We start from the raw sequence: 15,381 nt of genomic DNA on the forward strand, positions 1-15,381 counted from the left end.
GAGGTGGCAGGCTCATGTCGTTCCCGCTCGGCAACGCACAGAACGAACTGAACGCCGAGGTGCGTCAGGCGATTGCCGATCCCGGCTCACGGCCGGCGTTCGCGATCCAGCTGAACGCGCTCCAGGCGATGTGCCGCCAGGTCTTCGGCTTCCGGCTCGCCATGATCGCCATAGCCACCCCGTTCGCGATCAACCACACCGCGGCGGGGCCGGCCTCCTGGCTGATCGGCTCGGCCATCCTCGTCACGTTCATGGGGTCGTACGTCCTGTTCCGTGACTGGGAGCGCTTCGGCCCGGTCCTGCTGCGCTACCCCTGGCTGCTGGGCATCGACGCCTTCTTCGGTGCCCTGCTGCTGATCACGGCCAGCCCCGAGTCCACCCTCGCGTACGTCACCGTCTGCACCCCGCTGCTGGCCGGGCTCGTCTACGGCTGGCGGGGCGCGGCGGTCTTCGCCGCCCTCCAGATCATCATCGTCCTCGGCGTGTACAACACCACCCCGAAGCTCCAGCCCGCCGACGCCACGGCGATCCTGCTCCCGGGCTTCTGCTGCATAGCCGGCGCCGTCGGCGTCACCCTGCGCAACCTGCTCCTGCGCTTCGGGACGGCGAGCCAGGCCCTCACCGAGACCCGGGCCCGCCTCGCCGTCAACGAGGCCGTGGAGGGCGAACGCACCCGCCTCGCCCGGGAGATGCACGACTCGGTGGCCAAGACCCTGCACGGCCTGGCCTTGGCGGCCGACGGCCTGGCGGCCTCCTCCGACCGGATGGACCCGCTCACCGTCAGGCACCAGGCCGAACTGGTCGCCCGCTCCGCCCGCCGGGCCGCCGCCGAGTCCCGGGAACTCCTCTCCGACCTGCGCCGCGAGTCCGGCCTCGACGGCGGCGTGGACGTCGTACGCGAACTGATGGCCCGTGCCGACGACTTCACCCGACGGCACGGACTCACCGCCACCTTCCGGCTCCTGAACGACGCACCGATACCGCACGTCCCCCAGGTCGTCGCCCGCCAGCTGCTCACCATCGCGTCCGAGGCGATGGAGAACGCCCACCGTCACGCACAACCCACCTACCTCGTCGTGCTCGCAGGTGTGAAGGGCGACGTCCTGCGCGTCAGCGTGTACGACGACGGGCGCGGTCTGCCACCGGGCACGACGCTCGACGACCTCCGGCACGCCGGGCACTTCGGCCTGGTCGGCATGGTCGAACGCGCCGCGTCCATCGGCGCCCGCATCCGGATCGGGAAGGGCCAGGCGGCCAAGGGCACCGAGGTGCGCCTGGAACTCCCGATCGCCGCTCTGACCGCCGCCCCCGGCGCGGAGCAAGCCGCATGAACCGCACGAACCGTCCGTACTCCACCCTCACCCCCCATAGACCCTTGAGAGGAGGTCGCAGATGCCGGACGACGTCTCCCGCGCGTCGGGCCAGAACTGGGCCGCGCAGAACCACGCGTCCCAGCACACGTCCTCGCACGTCACCCCGCTCGACCCGGAACCCGGTTCCCACGCCTTCCCCGTTTCCCAGCAGTCCGCGGCATCCGAGCCCATGTCCCCCTTCCCGGCGGCACTGAACCGACCGGTGCCCGGCGTCCTGCGGGTCGTCGTCGCCGACGACAACCCCGTGGTCCGGGCCGGCCTCGGCGTCCTGCTCTCGGGCCGCGAGGACATCGAAGTCGTCGCGGAGGCCACGGACGGCCGTCAGGCCTACGACATGGCCGTCCGGCACCGCCCGGACGTCGTCCTGCTCGACGTCCGGATGCCCGGTGTCGACGGCATCTCCGCACTGCCCCACCTCGTGCAGGTCGCACCCGTGATGATGCTGACCTACAGCCGCGAGAACGAGATCGTCCACGAGGCGCTGCGCCTGGGCGCCGGCGGCTACCTGGTCCACGGCGAATTCACGGCCGACCAACTGGTGCAGGCCGTGCGCGACACCAAGGACGGCCGCGCCCACTTCACCGCCACCGCGGCCAACGCCCTCCTCGCCCACATGCGCCAGGGCCCGACGCCGCAGCAGCGACCGCTTCCCGAGGGGCTCGGAACGGCGCTGACCACCGGTGTTCCCTACCAGGGACCCGGATACGACGGCCACGCCCCGAGTTCCGTTCAGCAACACGGTGCGCCTGCACACGCACCCGCGCCCGAACCGGCTCCACCTGCGCCGCGACCCGTTCGAACACCGCAAGGTCTTTCGCATCTGCAACCAGTTGTGGCACAGTCTTCCATGACCGGGGAACCGGGTGCAGCGCTCAACAGGCAGCAGTACGGGCTGAGTTCACGGGAGGTGGAGGTCATGGAGCTGATCGCGTCCGGCATGAGCAATCAGCAGATCGCCGCCACCTGCTTCATCAGTGAGAAGACGGTCAAGAACCACATCAACCGGATCTTCACCAAGTTGCACAGCACGAGCCGCAGCGAGGCCATCGCCCGCTGGCTCGGCACGGCCCCCTCCGCGGGGCGGGGAGCGCGCGAGGCCGGTGGTCACCGTGGCTGAGCGCGGGAGTGCGAACGGGAGTGCGACGGGACGTGGGTCCTGGCGCGATGCGCCGATCCCGCAGACCCAACTGACGCTTTGGGCCCGGGAATGGGCCCTGGGACCCTCCGGCGAGCGGGGCGCGCCGCCGTATGTTTCTCATGTCGCCAGCGGCACCGGCCAGGAGGAAGCCGGTACCGCGGGCGACACCCAGGAAACTTGCGAGTCGGCCGACTACCGGTCGGCCGAACCCGGAGGGGAACACCATGTCGAACATCACCCTGAAGACCGCCGTTCGCGTCAACGGCTGGGCCAACACCGCCGTCAGCGCCATCCAGAAGCGCTACGAGGCCAAGGACCGCGGCCAGACGGCGTTCGAGTACCTGGGCATCATCCTGGTGGTCGTGGCGATCATCGGCGCGATCATGGCCACGGGCATCGGTGGCGCGATCTCGGGCCGCATCCAGGGCCTGGTGTCCTCCATCACCTCGGGCTGATGACCGGCACTAATCGCCGAGACGCAGGGCAGGCCTTCCCCATCTATGTAGTGATGGTGGCGGGCCTGCTCTTCCTCGTGTTCGCATTCTTTGCCGTCGGCAAGGCAGCTGCCTTGCGCAACAGTGCCCAGGGAGCGGCAGACGCGGCAGCCCTGGCTGCGGCACGCCAGGCCCGCGAGGAGTTCCAGGCCGGATTCTTCGCCTCGCTCCCCGAGGACTTGCTCGACGCCTACCTTCGTGCCCACCCGGTGGGCGGCTGCTCCGCGGCATCGGGGCTCGCTTCGGCCAACCAGACGAAGCTCCTGAGCTGCGTTCCGATGCCTGGTGGCTACGAAGACCGGATCAAGGTGAAGGTTCGAGGACTCAAGCCGGTGGACTCACCGGTGCTTCCCGGATCGAAGAACGAGAAGGCGGAGGCAGAGGCCACCGCCGTCATCAAGTTCCGCTGCAGTTGGACGTCGGTCGACTACAACGACGACAGCATCCGGGACATGTTCTTCTTCACGTGCGGCAGCGACTTCCTCCAGATCGCGCCGGCCAGTCCTCCGCCCTGGTCCACGGTGAGCAGGATCCTCTACGACGTGCACCTGGTCGACAATTGATGGCGAACGACGAGTAAAGGAATCAGAACCCATGAGCATTCGGCGCTCCACCAGGTCCCGAAGGGCTGTGGCAGCCGTCTCGCTGGCGGCTGCGATGGCCTTGGCCGTCGCTGGTTGCGGCACCGACGACGGCGGCGACAAGACCAATGACGCCGGCTCGTCGCCCTCCTCCGTTCCTTCCAAGCCCTCGGGCGGGGACAAGGAGGACGAGAAGCCGGAGGACACGGCTGCCGGGGAGAACGTGGACCCGAATGTGAAGCTCGCCGAAATCAGGGGTCAGCGAGGGATCACCCTGGTCATCAACCAGGTGAAGCGTGATTCCGGTGGCTTCGTCACGGTGCAGGGCGAGGTCAAGAACGGGAGCGACATGAACCAGCCCACCAGTAGTTGGTCCGGTTCCGAGGAACTGCTCGTCAAGAAGAACCCCAACTCGGTAGCCGGTGCCGCGCTGGTCGACAAGGCAGGGAAGAAGCGTTACTACGTTCTGAGGGACACGGACGGCCGTTGCCTCTGCACCACGGGCATCCTGCCGCTCCAGCCCAACGGCTCGACCCCCGTGTTCATGCAGTTCCCGGCGCCGCCCAGCACCACGACCGAGGTCGACTTCATGCTGCCGACCTTCGCCACCACGTCGCTCAAGATCTCCGGGTGAGGCGGACGTGAACCACACCCGTACTCGTCGTAGGCCGCCGTACCTGGCGAGCCATGTCGTCGCGACCGCGTTGTTGGTGGCAAGTGTCGGCGTCCTCGGCGCATCCAACGCCGTTGCCGACGACGGCCCCTCCGTTCCCCCGGGCACGGAGGCGACGTCGGTGCCGCCGGTGCAGGTCGACCCCAACGACACCGACCTGAAGATGCCCGAGGGCGGCACGCTCGCCCCCGCCAAGGTCCTCGACATCGTCCAGGTGATCGAGGACGAAGGCGGTGAGGAGCGTCGTGAGGACACCAATGCGAACGTCAAGTTCGCGCTCCAGGCCGAGGTTCTGTTCGGCAAGGACAGCGCCAAGCTGAGTTCTGCGGCCAACTCCCGCATCGCGGCCATCGCAGCCGAGATCAAGAAGCAGAACGCCACCAAGGTGCGCGTCTTCGGCTTCACCGACAACCTCGGCTCGTCGGCCCACGGTGACGTGCTGTCCAAGCAGCGCGCCAACGCCGTGCACGGGGTGCTGGTCAAGGAACTGGGGTCGGGCATCAGCTTCGAGATCCGTGGTTACGGCGAGCAGTACCCGATCGCCAACAACAGCACGGAAGAGGGCCGGAAGAAGAACCGGCGCGTGGAGGTCTCCTTCCCGCGCAGCACGTCTTCCTAGGAACCGCGCCACCAGCAGGGGCCCGGTACCGCGACACGTTCGCGGTACCGGGCCCCTGCTGTGTTGCATCTACAGCAGGTGGTCGGCCTTGCCGGCCTTGATGTCGCGGATCAGCTGCTGGAGTGCTTCGCGGCTGTCGGTGAGGTAACGATCCTCCTCGCCCCGGACGGCGATGAAACCATTGCCCTCGGCATCGGTGCCGAGTCTGAAGCAGTTGTTTCCCTCGCCGCAGTACGGCTCTTCCCAGTTGATCTCGGACACGCTGAACATCCTTAGAGTTGACGGGAGATGGCGCGAATGAAGTCCCGGGACTCGGCGGAGGGCAGTGATGCGTCCTCCATCCAGTCCAGGTGCGCGCGGTACTTGGTCAGCTGTGCATCCGCGTGCATGAACTCGGGTCCGTGAGCCGAGTCGAGCTGCACGGTATCGAGTTGAGGTACGACGCCGTGGGCGTAGAGGAGCGCGTGCCCGGCTCCGGGGAACGCGCCACGGTCCACCGGGATCACCCGTACGTCGATGTGCTCGAGCTCCGACATCTCGCACAGGTGCAGAAGCTGCTCGCGCATGACGTCCCGGCCTCCGAACTGCATGCGCAGGGCTGCTTCGTGGACGTAGCCCACGTAGTCGACGGGTGCTTCACGGTCGAGCACCTGTTGCCGCTCCATGCGATGCGCGACCCTCAGTTCGATCTCCAGGCGGGACAGCTCGGGCAGCACGGCGCCGAACACCGATCGGGCGTATCCGTCGGTGTGGAGCAGACCCGGGAGATGGACGGTCTGTGCCGTGCGGATGCGTGTCGCGTGCCATTCGAGCTCGGCGATGTCCAGCAGCCCTGACGGTAGTGTTCCCCTGTACTGCTCCCACCAGCCGCGCTCGCGCTGTTCCGCCATCTCGACGAGTGCGTCGACGTAAAAGGTGTCGGCGCAGGAGTAGTTGCAGGCCAGAGTGCGCACGCGGGCGGGTGAGATCGGGCGGACCCCGCCCTCCATGTTGGAGATCTTCGTCCGGTCGATACCCAGCAGCCCGGCCGCGTACGTGGTGGTGGCCTCGGCCGCTGCACGCATCTTGCGCAGTTCGGCGCCGAGTCGTTTCTGACGTTCTGTCGGAGTGGAACTGCTCGGCATGGGCTCCCTCTCCTGCGGACTGTGGGCACAGTCTGCCGCTGCGGCGGCGCCCAGTCCAACACGATGGGAGGCAATTGCCTCCAATTTTGCGGTACCTGTGCCAACTCTGCGCTACGTTGAGTGGCGCACCGCTCACACAGTGCCGACGAGCCGGAAGCGCATCGCGCGGTCCTGCCCGCAGCCTCCTGCCCCGGGAGGGGTGGTTCCGCGTCAGGGAGACAGGCCACTGCTCGTCCACAACACAACAACGTGAGCCACTCGTGCGCGCCCACGCGGAAAGAGACAACGCCAACTCACCACCCGTACCAGGGGAGTCAGTCATGCGCTCGGTTTCGATCACCTCGCTCTGTCCGGCCGTCGCAGGGGCAGGAGCGCCGGTTCTGTGCCCGCGGTCCGCTTCGCGACCACACCTCCGGTTCCGCCCGCGCACGGAGGAAGGTACCTCCCGGCACGGGTTCGGGATGAGTTTCACGCTGCCGGGTGATGCCCGCAGCCCGTTCATCGGGCGTACGGCGGTGACCGCCGCGCTGGAGGCGCACGGGCTTGCGCGGTATGCCTGGCCCGCGACGCACGTCGTGGACGAGCTGGTTGCCGTCAGCGTCCGGAACAGCCCGGGGAAGGAGCTCTACGTGTCCCTGCGCCACCGGGACGACGCGGTCCGGATCCTGGTCTGGGACCAGCATCCCCGGCACGACCGGCCCGACGTCGCCACGCTCTGCGAGACGCGGCGGCGCCGGGCGCTCTGGCTGCTGGCGGCCGTCGTGGACGACTGGGGCGGGGAGTGGGGTACGGGCGAGGCGAAGCCGCCGTGGGGTGGAACCAAGTCCTGGGTGCGACTGCCTCGTTGAGGGATGCAAGGGGTGGGCGGGGTGAGCATCCGTGCATCGGTTGGTGGTATGGGGCGCCGGACGTGTTCTGTGTCGCACTGCTGGAGCCGTTCCCGCCCGCCACTCTCCCGGGGTAGCGGTACCGGCCCCGTTACCCGCAGGAGCCAACACCACTCCCGCAGCTACGATTTGAGGCAACTGGCGTACATCGCAGACCGCAATGGGTACGGGGGTCATGATGGCTTGGGACGAGTGGGAACAGATCAAGGCCGAGGTGGCGGCGCGTCAGGACGGCCGCATGCAATTGAACGGCGCGGGCGGTGCCGCCGGTGCCGATGGCCTCAAGACCAATGCTCAGGGCAAACGCGGGGCGATCAAGGCGCTCGTGGAAGTGGTGCGTCCCGGCCTGGACAAGGCGGGTGTCCATGCCGATGAGACCACCGATGCTGCGGAGCGGGAGTTCACGGGTTGGGCCACTGGCGCCGGCCTGAAGGACGCGCACGGCGAATGGGCCCTGCAGGTGAAGAGTCTCAAGGCGCGCCTCGCACAGGATCAGGCAGATCTGAGCAGGACGAAGAAGGATTTCCAGTACGTCGACCATGACGTGAAGAGCTCCTTGGCGCAGATCGACGTGCCGACGTCCGACTCGCGTCGGAACGCCTGACCTCGACCGTCATGGCTCGCCCGTACGGAGCGAGCCCGCGCCCGGCAGAGCTATTGAAGGAGCAGACATGCTCACGTACCAGGACGTCATCACCATTCGGTTGTCCCCGCTGACCACTGCCGCCGCCTCATGGGACCAGATGGCCGACGGCTTCGAGGATCTGGGCGAAGCGTATGGAGGCAGCGTTCAAACCGTTGCTTCGGACGGCGGATGGGCCGGTCTGGGCGCCGACGCCGCCAGAACCCGCTTCACCGCCACGCGGAAGCAGTTCGACGCCGCTGCTGTCGAAGCCAGGGCGATCGCATCGATCCTGCGGGACATCCATGCACAGTTCACCGAACGAATACAGGCCGTGAGACGTCTGGTGGAGTCGGCCAAGGAAGCCGACATACACATAGACGCCAAGGGGCAGGCACATCTCGACACCAGCAAGGCCAAAGGCACGAAGGGTGGCCTCTTCGGGGACGACGCAGCGCGCGCCATCCACGAAGCCAACTGGACCGTCGCGGTGGCTTCAGCCGTCCAGGCGGTCGACGACGCAGACCAAGGAGCCAAGCTGGCGCTCCGGGACGCCGCCGGGATCAAGGGCTTCTTCGAGGAGATGTTCGACACCGCCCGCGGCACCGGACACGACTTCAACGCCGGCGCACTCGGCGACATCGAAGAGGTGGAAGCGCGGGAGGCCAAGAAGTACGCGGACCGGATCCTGGCGGGAGAGAAGCCTGCCGACCCGGAGGAGTGGGCGCGACTGATGCGTGACAACTCCGGCGACAAGGCGTTCAGCCGGACGGTGCTCAACCACCTGGGCCCCGAGGGCACCATCAAGATGACCAATCAGCTCAACACCTTCGCCTACGACTCGGACACGGGGAACAAGCAGCACTACCTCGGGGCTGAGCGAGGGCTCGCCAACGTACTGGCCACTGCGACGCAGGACCCGAAGTCCCAGCTCTACAAGGACTTCCATGCCGGTATGAAGGAAGCCGGAATGAAACGGTACGAGTGGCAGGGCGAGAAGGTCCGTGGATACCAGTCCCTCGTCACCCTGATGCAGCACGGCGAAGGGTATTCGGACCGGTTCATGCACGACCTCGGTGACGATCTGATCGCCGCCGAGAAGGCGGACAAGGGGAACGACAACTGGGACCTCCCCAAGAGTTTTGTCACGTCACGGGACGAGTGGTTCGCGAACGACCCTCTCGACGGCCTGCTCGGGGTCATGAGCAAGGACCCGGAGGCGGCGGCAACGTTCCTCGACCCCAAGGCCGATTCCGCCCCGGGCGATGGAATGAAGGAGAGCAACGACAGACTGGAGTACCTGACACGGAAGCGGGACTGGGACGTCGTCGACGGGCATCCCACCATGCGTAACCCGCACGACTCCGACGGTATCTGGGGCGACCCTCTCAGCGGTTCCGACATCGAGGACGCACAGGGCAGGGCCGGGTTCGGTGCGGCGCTGGTGGCAGGGACGACGGGAATCGACCCGAACAACTCGGGTGGCGGCTACGTTCAGCACTCGGAGGCGAACAACCGGGTGTTCGAGGGCGCGCTGAAACACCTCTCCGCCGAAGGGAACGACTTCCCGCCCAGCCTGCGCACGCCCATGGCCGTGGCCATGGGCAACTACGGGGACGATGTGCACGCCGCAACAAGTGCTCACAACGCTGGAGAAAGCCCCTTGGATCGGGGGCAAGTGCTTGAAGTGGCGAAACAAATATCCCGTGACCAGTTTGCCTACGGCACACTCCAGGACAGCATCAACCGCGAGATCGTTCACGACATAAATACGGGCAAGGAGGGATCAGAAGAACCTCTGAGAAGGGCAGGCCGCACGATCGGATTTCTCGAAGAGGCCCGATATCAGGGACTTCAGGTTGATGTGGATGATGCCAAGAGCAAGGCCACCTGGGAAGCGAAATGGGACTACCACACATGGGGCGGCGTCGTGAACTTCGTTCCGTACGCAGGCGACGCGGCACAGCGAGGAGTGGATGTCATTACGGCTAAGTGGCTCGAGGAAGAGACGGCAAGGATTGAGCAAGGTAAGGCGAGGGATAACTTGGCTACCGGCCTCGATCGCGAGGGGCGGCTCAAGGAACTGGCCCAGCACTGGCGCGATGAAAATCCGCAGATGAAGCAACGGGAGGATACGTGGATGTCCGTTGAGCGCATCGATGATGCAGCCAACAACGGAAACGCGGCTGCGCGCCGCCTGGCAGGAAAGGGATCGTAATGCGACACCTCAAGATCATGATACTTGGCATGGCCGCACTGCTCCTCACTGGCTGCTCGGGTGAGAATTCCGAATATGGGTATGCGATTCCCGGGAAGATCTGTGACGTCAGCGTTGCGTCGTCGGATGTCAAGCCCCTGCTTCCTCCTGGCAGGGCGATCAAAGAGAGCCTGAGAGGAACGCCGGACGAAAGTCTGAGTTGTGGCCTGATAGTCGATGAGAGAGTCGATCTCTCGATCTCGTTTTCGCGCCAATCCGGAGAGCTTGATATCGCGGAGGAGGCGGCTGATGATTATGTGAACTTGAAGAGAATAACTCTCGGTGGAAATGTCACCAGTGCGGCAGTTGGTGATGACGGTGCCGTCGCCTGGGCTAAATGTGTACCCAAGCCTGGTCAGCGGCAGTATGAGTCTCCGGAAAGCGAACAAGGGAGGTATGGCCATCTAGTCTTGGAAATCCATGCCGGGGACGACATCAAGGAGCCTGACAATCTTGAGGAGTGGCGTGCGCATATCGAGAAGTTCTTGCGCTCGTACGTGCCGGAGCTGGTCAAAGTTTGGTGCTCGGGATGAATCGGGGCCTGTCCCGGGGAGCCTCTGACCACGCTCGGATGGTGCCCCGTGAATCACTGGTCCAGATGCCGGCGCCCAGTCCTTGTGCGGGAGTGCCCAGGGGTGAGGGCCTGACCGGACGGTGGTGGTCGACGAGGCCGGTGGTGGTGTCCAGGTGGTCGGCGAGGCGTCGCAGGCCGACGACGGCCTTGTCGGTGACTTCGTGACTTCGGTGACTTCTGTGTCGGTGGCCTGTCGGCGCACTTCGCGCAGCAGGGTCAGATCCTGTCCGGCGGGCCTTGGCTCGATGAGGGGTCCGGCCCCCAGAACGAGACCGGACCCCTCGCCCACGGTGTGCGGGCCGGCCCCGGCACACTGGCTGGAAGGCCCGGACACCGTGGTCTTCGACGACATGTGCAAGCTGCCGACGCCGCTGCCTGGAAACCGGGAGTTACCGGCTGCGCTCGGGAGTGCGGGCCGTCACCACTCGTCGTGGCCGATCACCCGGAAGCTGCCCACGACGCCGTTGTCGATGAACCCGCCGCCTTGGACATTGGGTGTCGCGACGCCGTAGGCGCTGCCGTAGGGGCCGACCGTGGCGACCGGGGAACCGCCGTCGCAGGCGAATCCCCGAAAGACTTCGACCGCATTCCGGCTGTTGTTGTAGATGCTGAAGCTGGACGAGCCCAGCCCGCTGGCTGCGGAGACGCATCCCCCTGAATGTGCGGGGTACGCCCGTTCGTTGAAGTAGATCCTCTCCTCCCGCTTGCCGTCGTAGCCGCGGTCGCGCCCGCCGCCCTCGTCGTCGCGTCCTCCGTGACCGGAACCTTCGCCATCGCGTTCTCCGCGACCGGAACCTTCGTGGCCGCCGCCGTTGTCCCCCTTGCTCTCCGTTCCGCTCTCGCTGCCGAGGGGGGCCGGTGCGGGGGCGGCTGGTCGGGCGGGCGGGGCGGCCCGGTGAGCGGGCTGCTCGGCCTGCTCGGTGGCCGGTTCGGCCCGGGTGAATCCGTCGGCCGAGGCATAGGTGATGCCGGTGGTGAGGATGGCTGCACTGACTACGGCGGCCGCCACGGTGAAGGTACGCGAAGACATGTCACTTCTCTCCGTCTCAGAGACATCGACCGGGCGGCCGACCTGCGGCGAACGTACCGACAGGTCACATACCTGTCATTTCGGGCGACTCCAGGGCGTGACGTCGCAGGACTGGTTGGGTACAAGGAGGGAATTCCTGGCATATCCCCACCGATGCCACCGATGCCACCGATGCCACCGATGCCACCGATGCCACTGTGCCGGGATCCGGGATCCGGGAGCAGGGCGCTCCGGTCCCGGGGCGGGGGGCAGCAGTTGCGCCGAGGCCGCGCTGGTCAGGTCCTGGACGGGTCACCCCGAATGCTGACGGCTCGTCGGGCGGAACCGGGGCGGGCTCCGGGGACTCACGACCGGCATCCGATTCCGGGCGGTACGGTCGCGAGGAGAACGAGGAGAACGAGGAGAACGAGGAGACGCGGGATGAGCAGGGATCAGGGAGCGTTCGGCAGTGGGACGATCCACGCGGGTGCCGTGCTCCCGTCGGAGGGAGGGCAACTCCTCCCCGCCATCGAGACGCTGCTGGCAGGGACCTCGCAGGCCGTCCCGGGCCGCGACGGCTGGCTCGCCGAGAACATCCCGTCGGGCCACCCCGGGGACCAGTGGTTCGGGCACAATCGGGAGCCGTGTCCACTCCTCCTGATCCCGCTGTCCTGTACCCCGATGTCGCGGCCCGCGGCAGCCTCGCCGCAGCGCTCCGGGCCGAGGCGGAAGCCTGCCTCGGCGCCGTGCCCGTCACGTCCCCCGACTCCGAACCGCTGCTCCACGCGACCGTCGTGAGCACCCTGCCGCACCGCGAGCCGCTGCGGATCAGCGCGTGGACGCACGAACGGCGCTGGTCGATCCGCGGCGAGGAACCGTTCCAGGGGATGGCCCTGATCGACGGCAGGACGGACGCCCTGGCGGAGATCGCCGGGGCGGCCCGGGCATGGCACGACGGGGCGCCCCTGGACGACATCCGCCGGGCGGCCCCCTTCGTGCACCTGACCGGCCGGTTCGAGGTACCCGACCACGACCCCGCACGCCTGACGGAGTCCGAGTGGCGGAGCATGCGCCGGGAGGCCGACGAGCTGGAACGGGATGCCTGGCAGGAGGCGTACCGGACCCTGGTCGAGGCGGCGTACGCCGAACCGGCCCTGCGCGCCCTCTACCCGTTCACGAGCCACTGGGTGTTGCGTTTCTCGACCACCACCCGCCCGGACCTGACCATCGCCGGACCGTGCCTGACCGCGAACGGAGACGGCACATACGGGGTGGGCCGAGGATTCATCAGCCAGGATCTCGGCCGATTCGCCACGGCGCACGAGGCCGTCGCGCTGGCCGTGCGCCAACTGCCGTCCGCCCTCGGCCCAGTCGCGCTCGGCGGATGACCCCGGCGGGCCGCAGCTCTCCACGGGCTGCGGCCCCTTCGTCCGGTGACGTGAGTGGTGTGCGCCGGTCAGGGCCGGGGAGCGGTGGTGGTCCTGGGCAGGGCGAGCATGGCGACCGCGGCCAGCAGGTATGCCCCGACCTGCCAGGGCATGACCTGGGCGAGGGCGTGGCCGAAGACCGTCGCCGGGGTGCCGGTGGAGGTCAGGGCGTTGAAGAAGACGGTGCCGAGGGCGGCGACGCCGACCGCCCCGCCGATCTGGTTCACCGTGGACAGCACACCGCCGGCGGCTCCGGAATGGTGGGCCGGGACACCGGCCAGGATGACGTTGACCAGGATCGGGGCGCCCAGCCCGAGGCCGAACCCGCCGAGGAGCATCGCCGTGGCGAGGGGCCAGTAGCCGGGGACCGAACCGTCCCGCACGAGGAACCACAACAGCAGCTGCGAGGCGGCGAGGACCAGCGAACCGGTGACGAGCAGCGCCCTTCCGGCCCTGGCGGCCAGCGCGACGCCGGCACCGGAGGTGATCGTCGACCCGAGCGCGTACGGCAGGATCACCAGCCCGGCGCCCCACGCCGACCGCCCCGTGCCGTCCTGCAGGTAGATCGACAGGACGAGGAAGAACGACGCGAGAGCGCCGAAGAACAGCACCGAAGCGGCCAGGCCCGCGGTGAAGGAGCGGACCGACATCAGCGCCGGGTCGAGGACCGGCTGCCCGCCCCGTGCCGCCAGGGACCGTTCGTGGGCGAAGAAGACCGCCAGCAGGGCGAGTCCGGCGGCGAGCAGGGCCCAGCCCCACCAGGGCCAGCCCCAGTCGCGGCCCTGCACCAGCGGCAGCAGGACGAGCAGCACGGCGACCGCGCAGAGCAGCGCCCCGGTCACGTCGAGGCGGGCCCGCCGGGGTGCGGTGGACTCCGGCAGCACCCGGACCCCCAGGACGAGGGCGACGAGGGCGATGGGGATGTTGATCCAGAAGATCGTCCGCCACCCCAGGCCCCACAGATCCGCGTCGATCAGCAGTCCGCCCAGCAGCGGCCCGGCCACCGACGCCAGGCCCTGGACCGCGCCGTACGCGCCGAACGCCCTGGCCGTCGTGGCCGGTCCGAACGAGGAGCGGATGATCCCGAACACCTGCGGGACCATGAACCCGCCCGCCAGGCCCTGCACGGCCCGCACCGCGATCAGCGCCCCGGCGGAGGGGGCCAGCGCGCACGCCGCCGACGCGACCGCGAAGCAGGCCAGGCTCACGAGGAAGACCTTGCGGCGGCCGTAGTCGTCACCGACCCTGCCACCGGTGATCAGCCCCGCCCCCAGGGCCAGGGTGTACGCCGCGAGCATCCACTGCAACTGGGCCTGGCCTGCGTGGAGTTCACGGGCGATGTCCGGGGCGGCGACGGTGACGATCGTGACGTCGAGCAGGTCCATGAACGAGGCGAACAGGACCACCACCAGGGCCACGGACGCGCGTCGGCCGACGGCCGGCGGCTCGTGGCCGTGGTCGGGTCCGGACGGTGGTGGTGACGGTACGGAGGACGATGTGGTGTCGGTGCTCATGGCCGCACCGTGACACCGGTGGCGGCCACGGAGTGTCCGCTTCCTCTGCGATGGTGGGTCCCGTGGCCGACACATCCGAGCGGATCCTGCGTCTCCTCTCCCTGCTCCAGGCGCGCGTCGAGTGGTCCGGAGCCGAACTCGCGGCCCGCCTGGGCGTATCGGCGCGCACCCTCCGCCGGGACATCGACACCCTCCGCGGGCTCGACTACCCCGTCGAGGCCGTCAAGGGCCCCGGGGGCGGGTACCGCCTCGGTGCCGGCTGCAAGCTGCCGCCCCTGGTCCTGGACGACGACCAGGCCATCGCGATCGCCGTGGCCCTGCAGACCGCCCCGGCCACCGTCACCGGCATCGACGACGCCGTCGGCAGGGCACTGACCACCCTGCGCCAGACGATGCCCGCCCGCTTGCGGGCCGCGACCGAGGCCTTCGACTTCACGGCCCTGCGCAACTACTGGGAACTCGCCGCCCCGCCCGTCGACGTCGCCATCCTGCGGACGGTCGGCGCCGCCATCCGCACCGCACACGTGCTGCGCTTCGACTACCGGGACGCCGACGGAACCGTTCCCGCCCCGGGCGAACCCGGCTTCCGGCAGCCCCACGAGGTCGAACCCCACCACCTGGTCGTCTGGGCCGGACGCTGGTACCTCGTCGCCCGGGACCACCGGCAGCGCACGTGGCACACCTACCGCGTCGACCGCATCAGCCCCCGCACCCCGGCCGGGGCGGCCTTCCGTGCCGCCCCGCTCACCCACGACGACCTGACCCGCCTCGTCGTCCAGAACCCCCACCGCGGGGACACCGCGGGACCGTGGCCGTGCGTCGGCTCGGCCGATCTGGAGCTGCCGGCACAGGTCGTCGCCCGCTGGGCACCCGGCGGATCCGTCGTGGAACCCATCGACCCGTACCGCTGCCGGCTCACCATCGGCGGCTGGTCATGGGCGGGAGTCGCCGGGCTGTTCGTCACCTTCGACGCCGATCTGAGCGAGGTGCGGCCACCGGAACTCCGCGACGCCCTGCTCCGCATCGGCCGACGCCTGCAACGGGTGGCGGCACCCGCCGACGGACCATGAACCTCCCGGCCGGAAGCAG

At 68.3% G+C, this 15,381-nt stretch carries 16 protein-coding genes; 12 read left to right on the plus strand and 4 right to left on the minus strand.

Going from position 1 to position 15,381, the window contains the following annotated elements; all coding sequences use genetic code 11:
• The first annotated feature begins 14 nt into the window (after window positions 1–14).
• The 6 genes from ABZZ04_RS22485 (at window position 15) to ABZZ04_RS22510 (ending at window position 4,878) form a co-directional block, all read left to right on the plus strand.
• Window positions 15–1,331, plus strand: coding sequence for a histidine kinase (locus ABZZ04_RS22485; protein ID WP_356933962.1), 1,317 nt, complete (start codon window positions 15–17; stop codon window positions 1,329–1,331).
• Between the two features lie 61 nt (window positions 1,332–1,392).
• Complete coding sequence (locus ABZZ04_RS22490; protein WP_356933963.1) at window positions 1,393–2,490, plus strand: response regulator transcription factor; 1,098 nt, start codon at window positions 1,393–1,395, stop codon at window positions 2,488–2,490.
• A 245-nt stretch (window positions 2,491–2,735) separates the two neighbouring features.
• Window positions 2,736–2,966, plus strand: a complete 231-nt coding sequence (locus ABZZ04_RS22495; protein WP_356933964.1) for a hypothetical protein — start codon at window positions 2,736–2,738, stop codon at window positions 2,964–2,966.
• Entirely contained in the window at window positions 2,966–3,568 is a 603-nt protein-coding gene (locus tag ABZZ04_RS22500) for a pilus assembly protein TadG-related protein (protein WP_356933965.1), read from the plus strand. Before ABZZ04_RS22495 ends, ABZZ04_RS22500 begins: the two co-directional genes overlap by 1 nt.
• Before the next feature lie 31 nt (window positions 3,569–3,599).
• On the plus strand, window positions 3,600–4,220 hold the full coding sequence (locus ABZZ04_RS22505; protein ID WP_356933966.1) for a hypothetical protein: 621 nt from the start codon (window positions 3,600–3,602) through the stop codon (window positions 4,218–4,220).
• A gap of 7 nt (window positions 4,221–4,227) precedes the next feature.
• Window positions 4,228–4,878 carry an OmpA family protein gene (locus ABZZ04_RS22510; RefSeq protein WP_356933967.1) on the plus strand — a complete coding sequence of 217 codons (651 nt, stop codon included), beginning with the start codon at window positions 4,228–4,230 and terminating at the stop codon, window positions 4,876–4,878.
• Between the two features lie 69 nt (window positions 4,879–4,947).
• On the opposite strand, the gene ABZZ04_RS22515 is transcribed toward ABZZ04_RS22510, so the two are convergent.
• On the minus strand, window positions 4,948–5,139 hold the full coding sequence (locus tag ABZZ04_RS22515; protein ID WP_356933968.1) for a hypothetical protein: 192 nt from the start codon (window positions 5,137–5,139) through the stop codon (window positions 4,948–4,950).
• Window positions 5,140–5,150: 11 nt separating this feature from the next.
• A complete protein-coding gene (locus tag ABZZ04_RS22520) occupies window positions 5,151–6,002 on the minus strand; it encodes a DUF5753 domain-containing protein (protein ID WP_356933969.1) in 852 nt (283 codons plus the stop codon).
• Window positions 6,003–6,463: 461 nt separating this feature from the next.
• Between ABZZ04_RS22520 and ABZZ04_RS22525 the strand changes: the two genes are divergently transcribed.
• The 4 genes from ABZZ04_RS22525 to ABZZ04_RS22540 all read left to right on the plus strand — a co-directional run bounded on the left by ABZZ04_RS22525 (window position 6,464) and on the right by ABZZ04_RS22540 (window position 10,301).
• Window positions 6,464–6,850: an ATP-binding protein gene (locus ABZZ04_RS22525; protein ID WP_356933970.1), complete on the plus strand. Its 387-nt coding sequence runs from the start codon at window positions 6,464–6,466 to the stop codon at window positions 6,848–6,850.
• A gap of 214 nt (window positions 6,851–7,064) precedes the next feature.
• Window positions 7,065–7,493, plus strand: a complete 429-nt coding sequence (locus ABZZ04_RS22530) for a hypothetical protein (protein WP_356933971.1) — start codon at window positions 7,065–7,067, stop codon at window positions 7,491–7,493.
• 67 nt (window positions 7,494–7,560) lie between these two features.
• Window positions 7,561–9,729 carry a DUF6571 family protein gene (locus ABZZ04_RS22535; RefSeq protein WP_356933972.1) on the plus strand — a complete coding sequence of 723 codons (2,169 nt, stop codon included), beginning with the start codon at window positions 7,561–7,563 and terminating at the stop codon, window positions 9,727–9,729.
• A 29-nt stretch (window positions 9,730–9,758) separates the two neighbouring features.
• Complete coding sequence (locus tag ABZZ04_RS22540; protein ID WP_356933973.1) at window positions 9,759–10,301, plus strand: hypothetical protein; 543 nt, start codon at window positions 9,759–9,761, stop codon at window positions 10,299–10,301.
• Between the two features lie 459 nt (window positions 10,302–10,760).
• Here the strand turns inward: ABZZ04_RS22540 and ABZZ04_RS22545 are convergent, their stop codons facing one another.
• On the minus strand, window positions 10,761–11,372 hold the full coding sequence (locus ABZZ04_RS22545) for a hypothetical protein (RefSeq protein ID WP_356933974.1): 612 nt from the start codon (window positions 11,370–11,372) through the stop codon (window positions 10,761–10,763).
• A gap of 623 nt (window positions 11,373–11,995) precedes the next feature.
• Between ABZZ04_RS22545 and ABZZ04_RS22550 the strand changes: the two genes are divergently transcribed.
• Entirely contained in the window at window positions 11,996–12,739 is a 744-nt protein-coding gene (locus ABZZ04_RS22550; protein WP_356933975.1) for a DUF6193 family natural product biosynthesis protein, read from the plus strand.
• 68 nt (window positions 12,740–12,807) lie between these two features.
• On the opposite strand, the gene ABZZ04_RS22555 is transcribed toward ABZZ04_RS22550, so the two are convergent.
• Window positions 12,808–14,292, minus strand: coding sequence for an MFS transporter (locus ABZZ04_RS22555; RefSeq protein ID WP_356933976.1), 1,485 nt, complete (start codon window positions 14,290–14,292; stop codon window positions 12,808–12,810).
• A gap of 62 nt (window positions 14,293–14,354) precedes the next feature.
• Between ABZZ04_RS22555 and ABZZ04_RS22560 the strand changes: the two genes are divergently transcribed.
• Complete coding sequence (locus tag ABZZ04_RS22560; RefSeq protein ID WP_356933977.1) at window positions 14,355–15,362, plus strand: WYL domain-containing protein; 1,008 nt, start codon at window positions 14,355–14,357, stop codon at window positions 15,360–15,362.
• The last annotated feature ends 19 nt before the right edge of the window (window positions 15,363–15,381 follow it).

Source organism: Streptomyces sp. NPDC006435, from assembly GCF_040612315.1.
Classification (GTDB): Bacteria; Actinomycetota; Actinomycetes; order Streptomycetales; family Streptomycetaceae; genus Streptomyces.

Coding starts and splice junctions, on each gene's coding strand:
- ABZZ04_RS22545 (WP_356933974.1), bottom strand. CDS start 11,372: ATGTCTTCGCGTACCTTCACCGTGGCGGCCGCCGTAGTCAGTGCAGCC.
- ABZZ04_RS22520 (WP_356933969.1), bottom strand. CDS start 6,002: ATGCCGAGCAGTTCCACTCCGACAGAACGTCAGAAACGACTCGGCGCC.
- ABZZ04_RS22500 (WP_356933965.1), top strand. CDS start 2,966: ATGACCGGCACTAATCGCCGAGACGCAGGGCAGGCCTTCCCCATCTAT.
- ABZZ04_RS22505 (WP_356933966.1), top strand. CDS start 3,600: ATGAGCATTCGGCGCTCCACCAGGTCCCGAAGGGCTGTGGCAGCCGTC.
- ABZZ04_RS22540 (WP_356933973.1), top strand. CDS start 9,759: ATGGCCGCACTGCTCCTCACTGGCTGCTCGGGTGAGAATTCCGAATAT.
- ABZZ04_RS22485 (WP_356933962.1), top strand. CDS start 15: ATGTCGTTCCCGCTCGGCAACGCACAGAACGAACTGAACGCCGAGGTG.
- ABZZ04_RS22490 (WP_356933963.1), top strand. CDS start 1,393: ATGCCGGACGACGTCTCCCGCGCGTCGGGCCAGAACTGGGCCGCGCAG.
- ABZZ04_RS22535 (WP_356933972.1), top strand. CDS start 7,561: ATGCTCACGTACCAGGACGTCATCACCATTCGGTTGTCCCCGCTGACC.
- ABZZ04_RS22495 (WP_356933964.1), top strand. CDS start 2,736: ATGTCGAACATCACCCTGAAGACCGCCGTTCGCGTCAACGGCTGGGCC.
- ABZZ04_RS22525 (WP_356933970.1), top strand. CDS start 6,464: ATGAGTTTCACGCTGCCGGGTGATGCCCGCAGCCCGTTCATCGGGCGT.
- ABZZ04_RS22530 (WP_356933971.1), top strand. CDS start 7,065: ATGATGGCTTGGGACGAGTGGGAACAGATCAAGGCCGAGGTGGCGGCG.
- ABZZ04_RS22555 (WP_356933976.1), bottom strand. CDS start 14,292: ATGAGCACCGACACCACATCGTCCTCCGTACCGTCACCACCACCGTCC.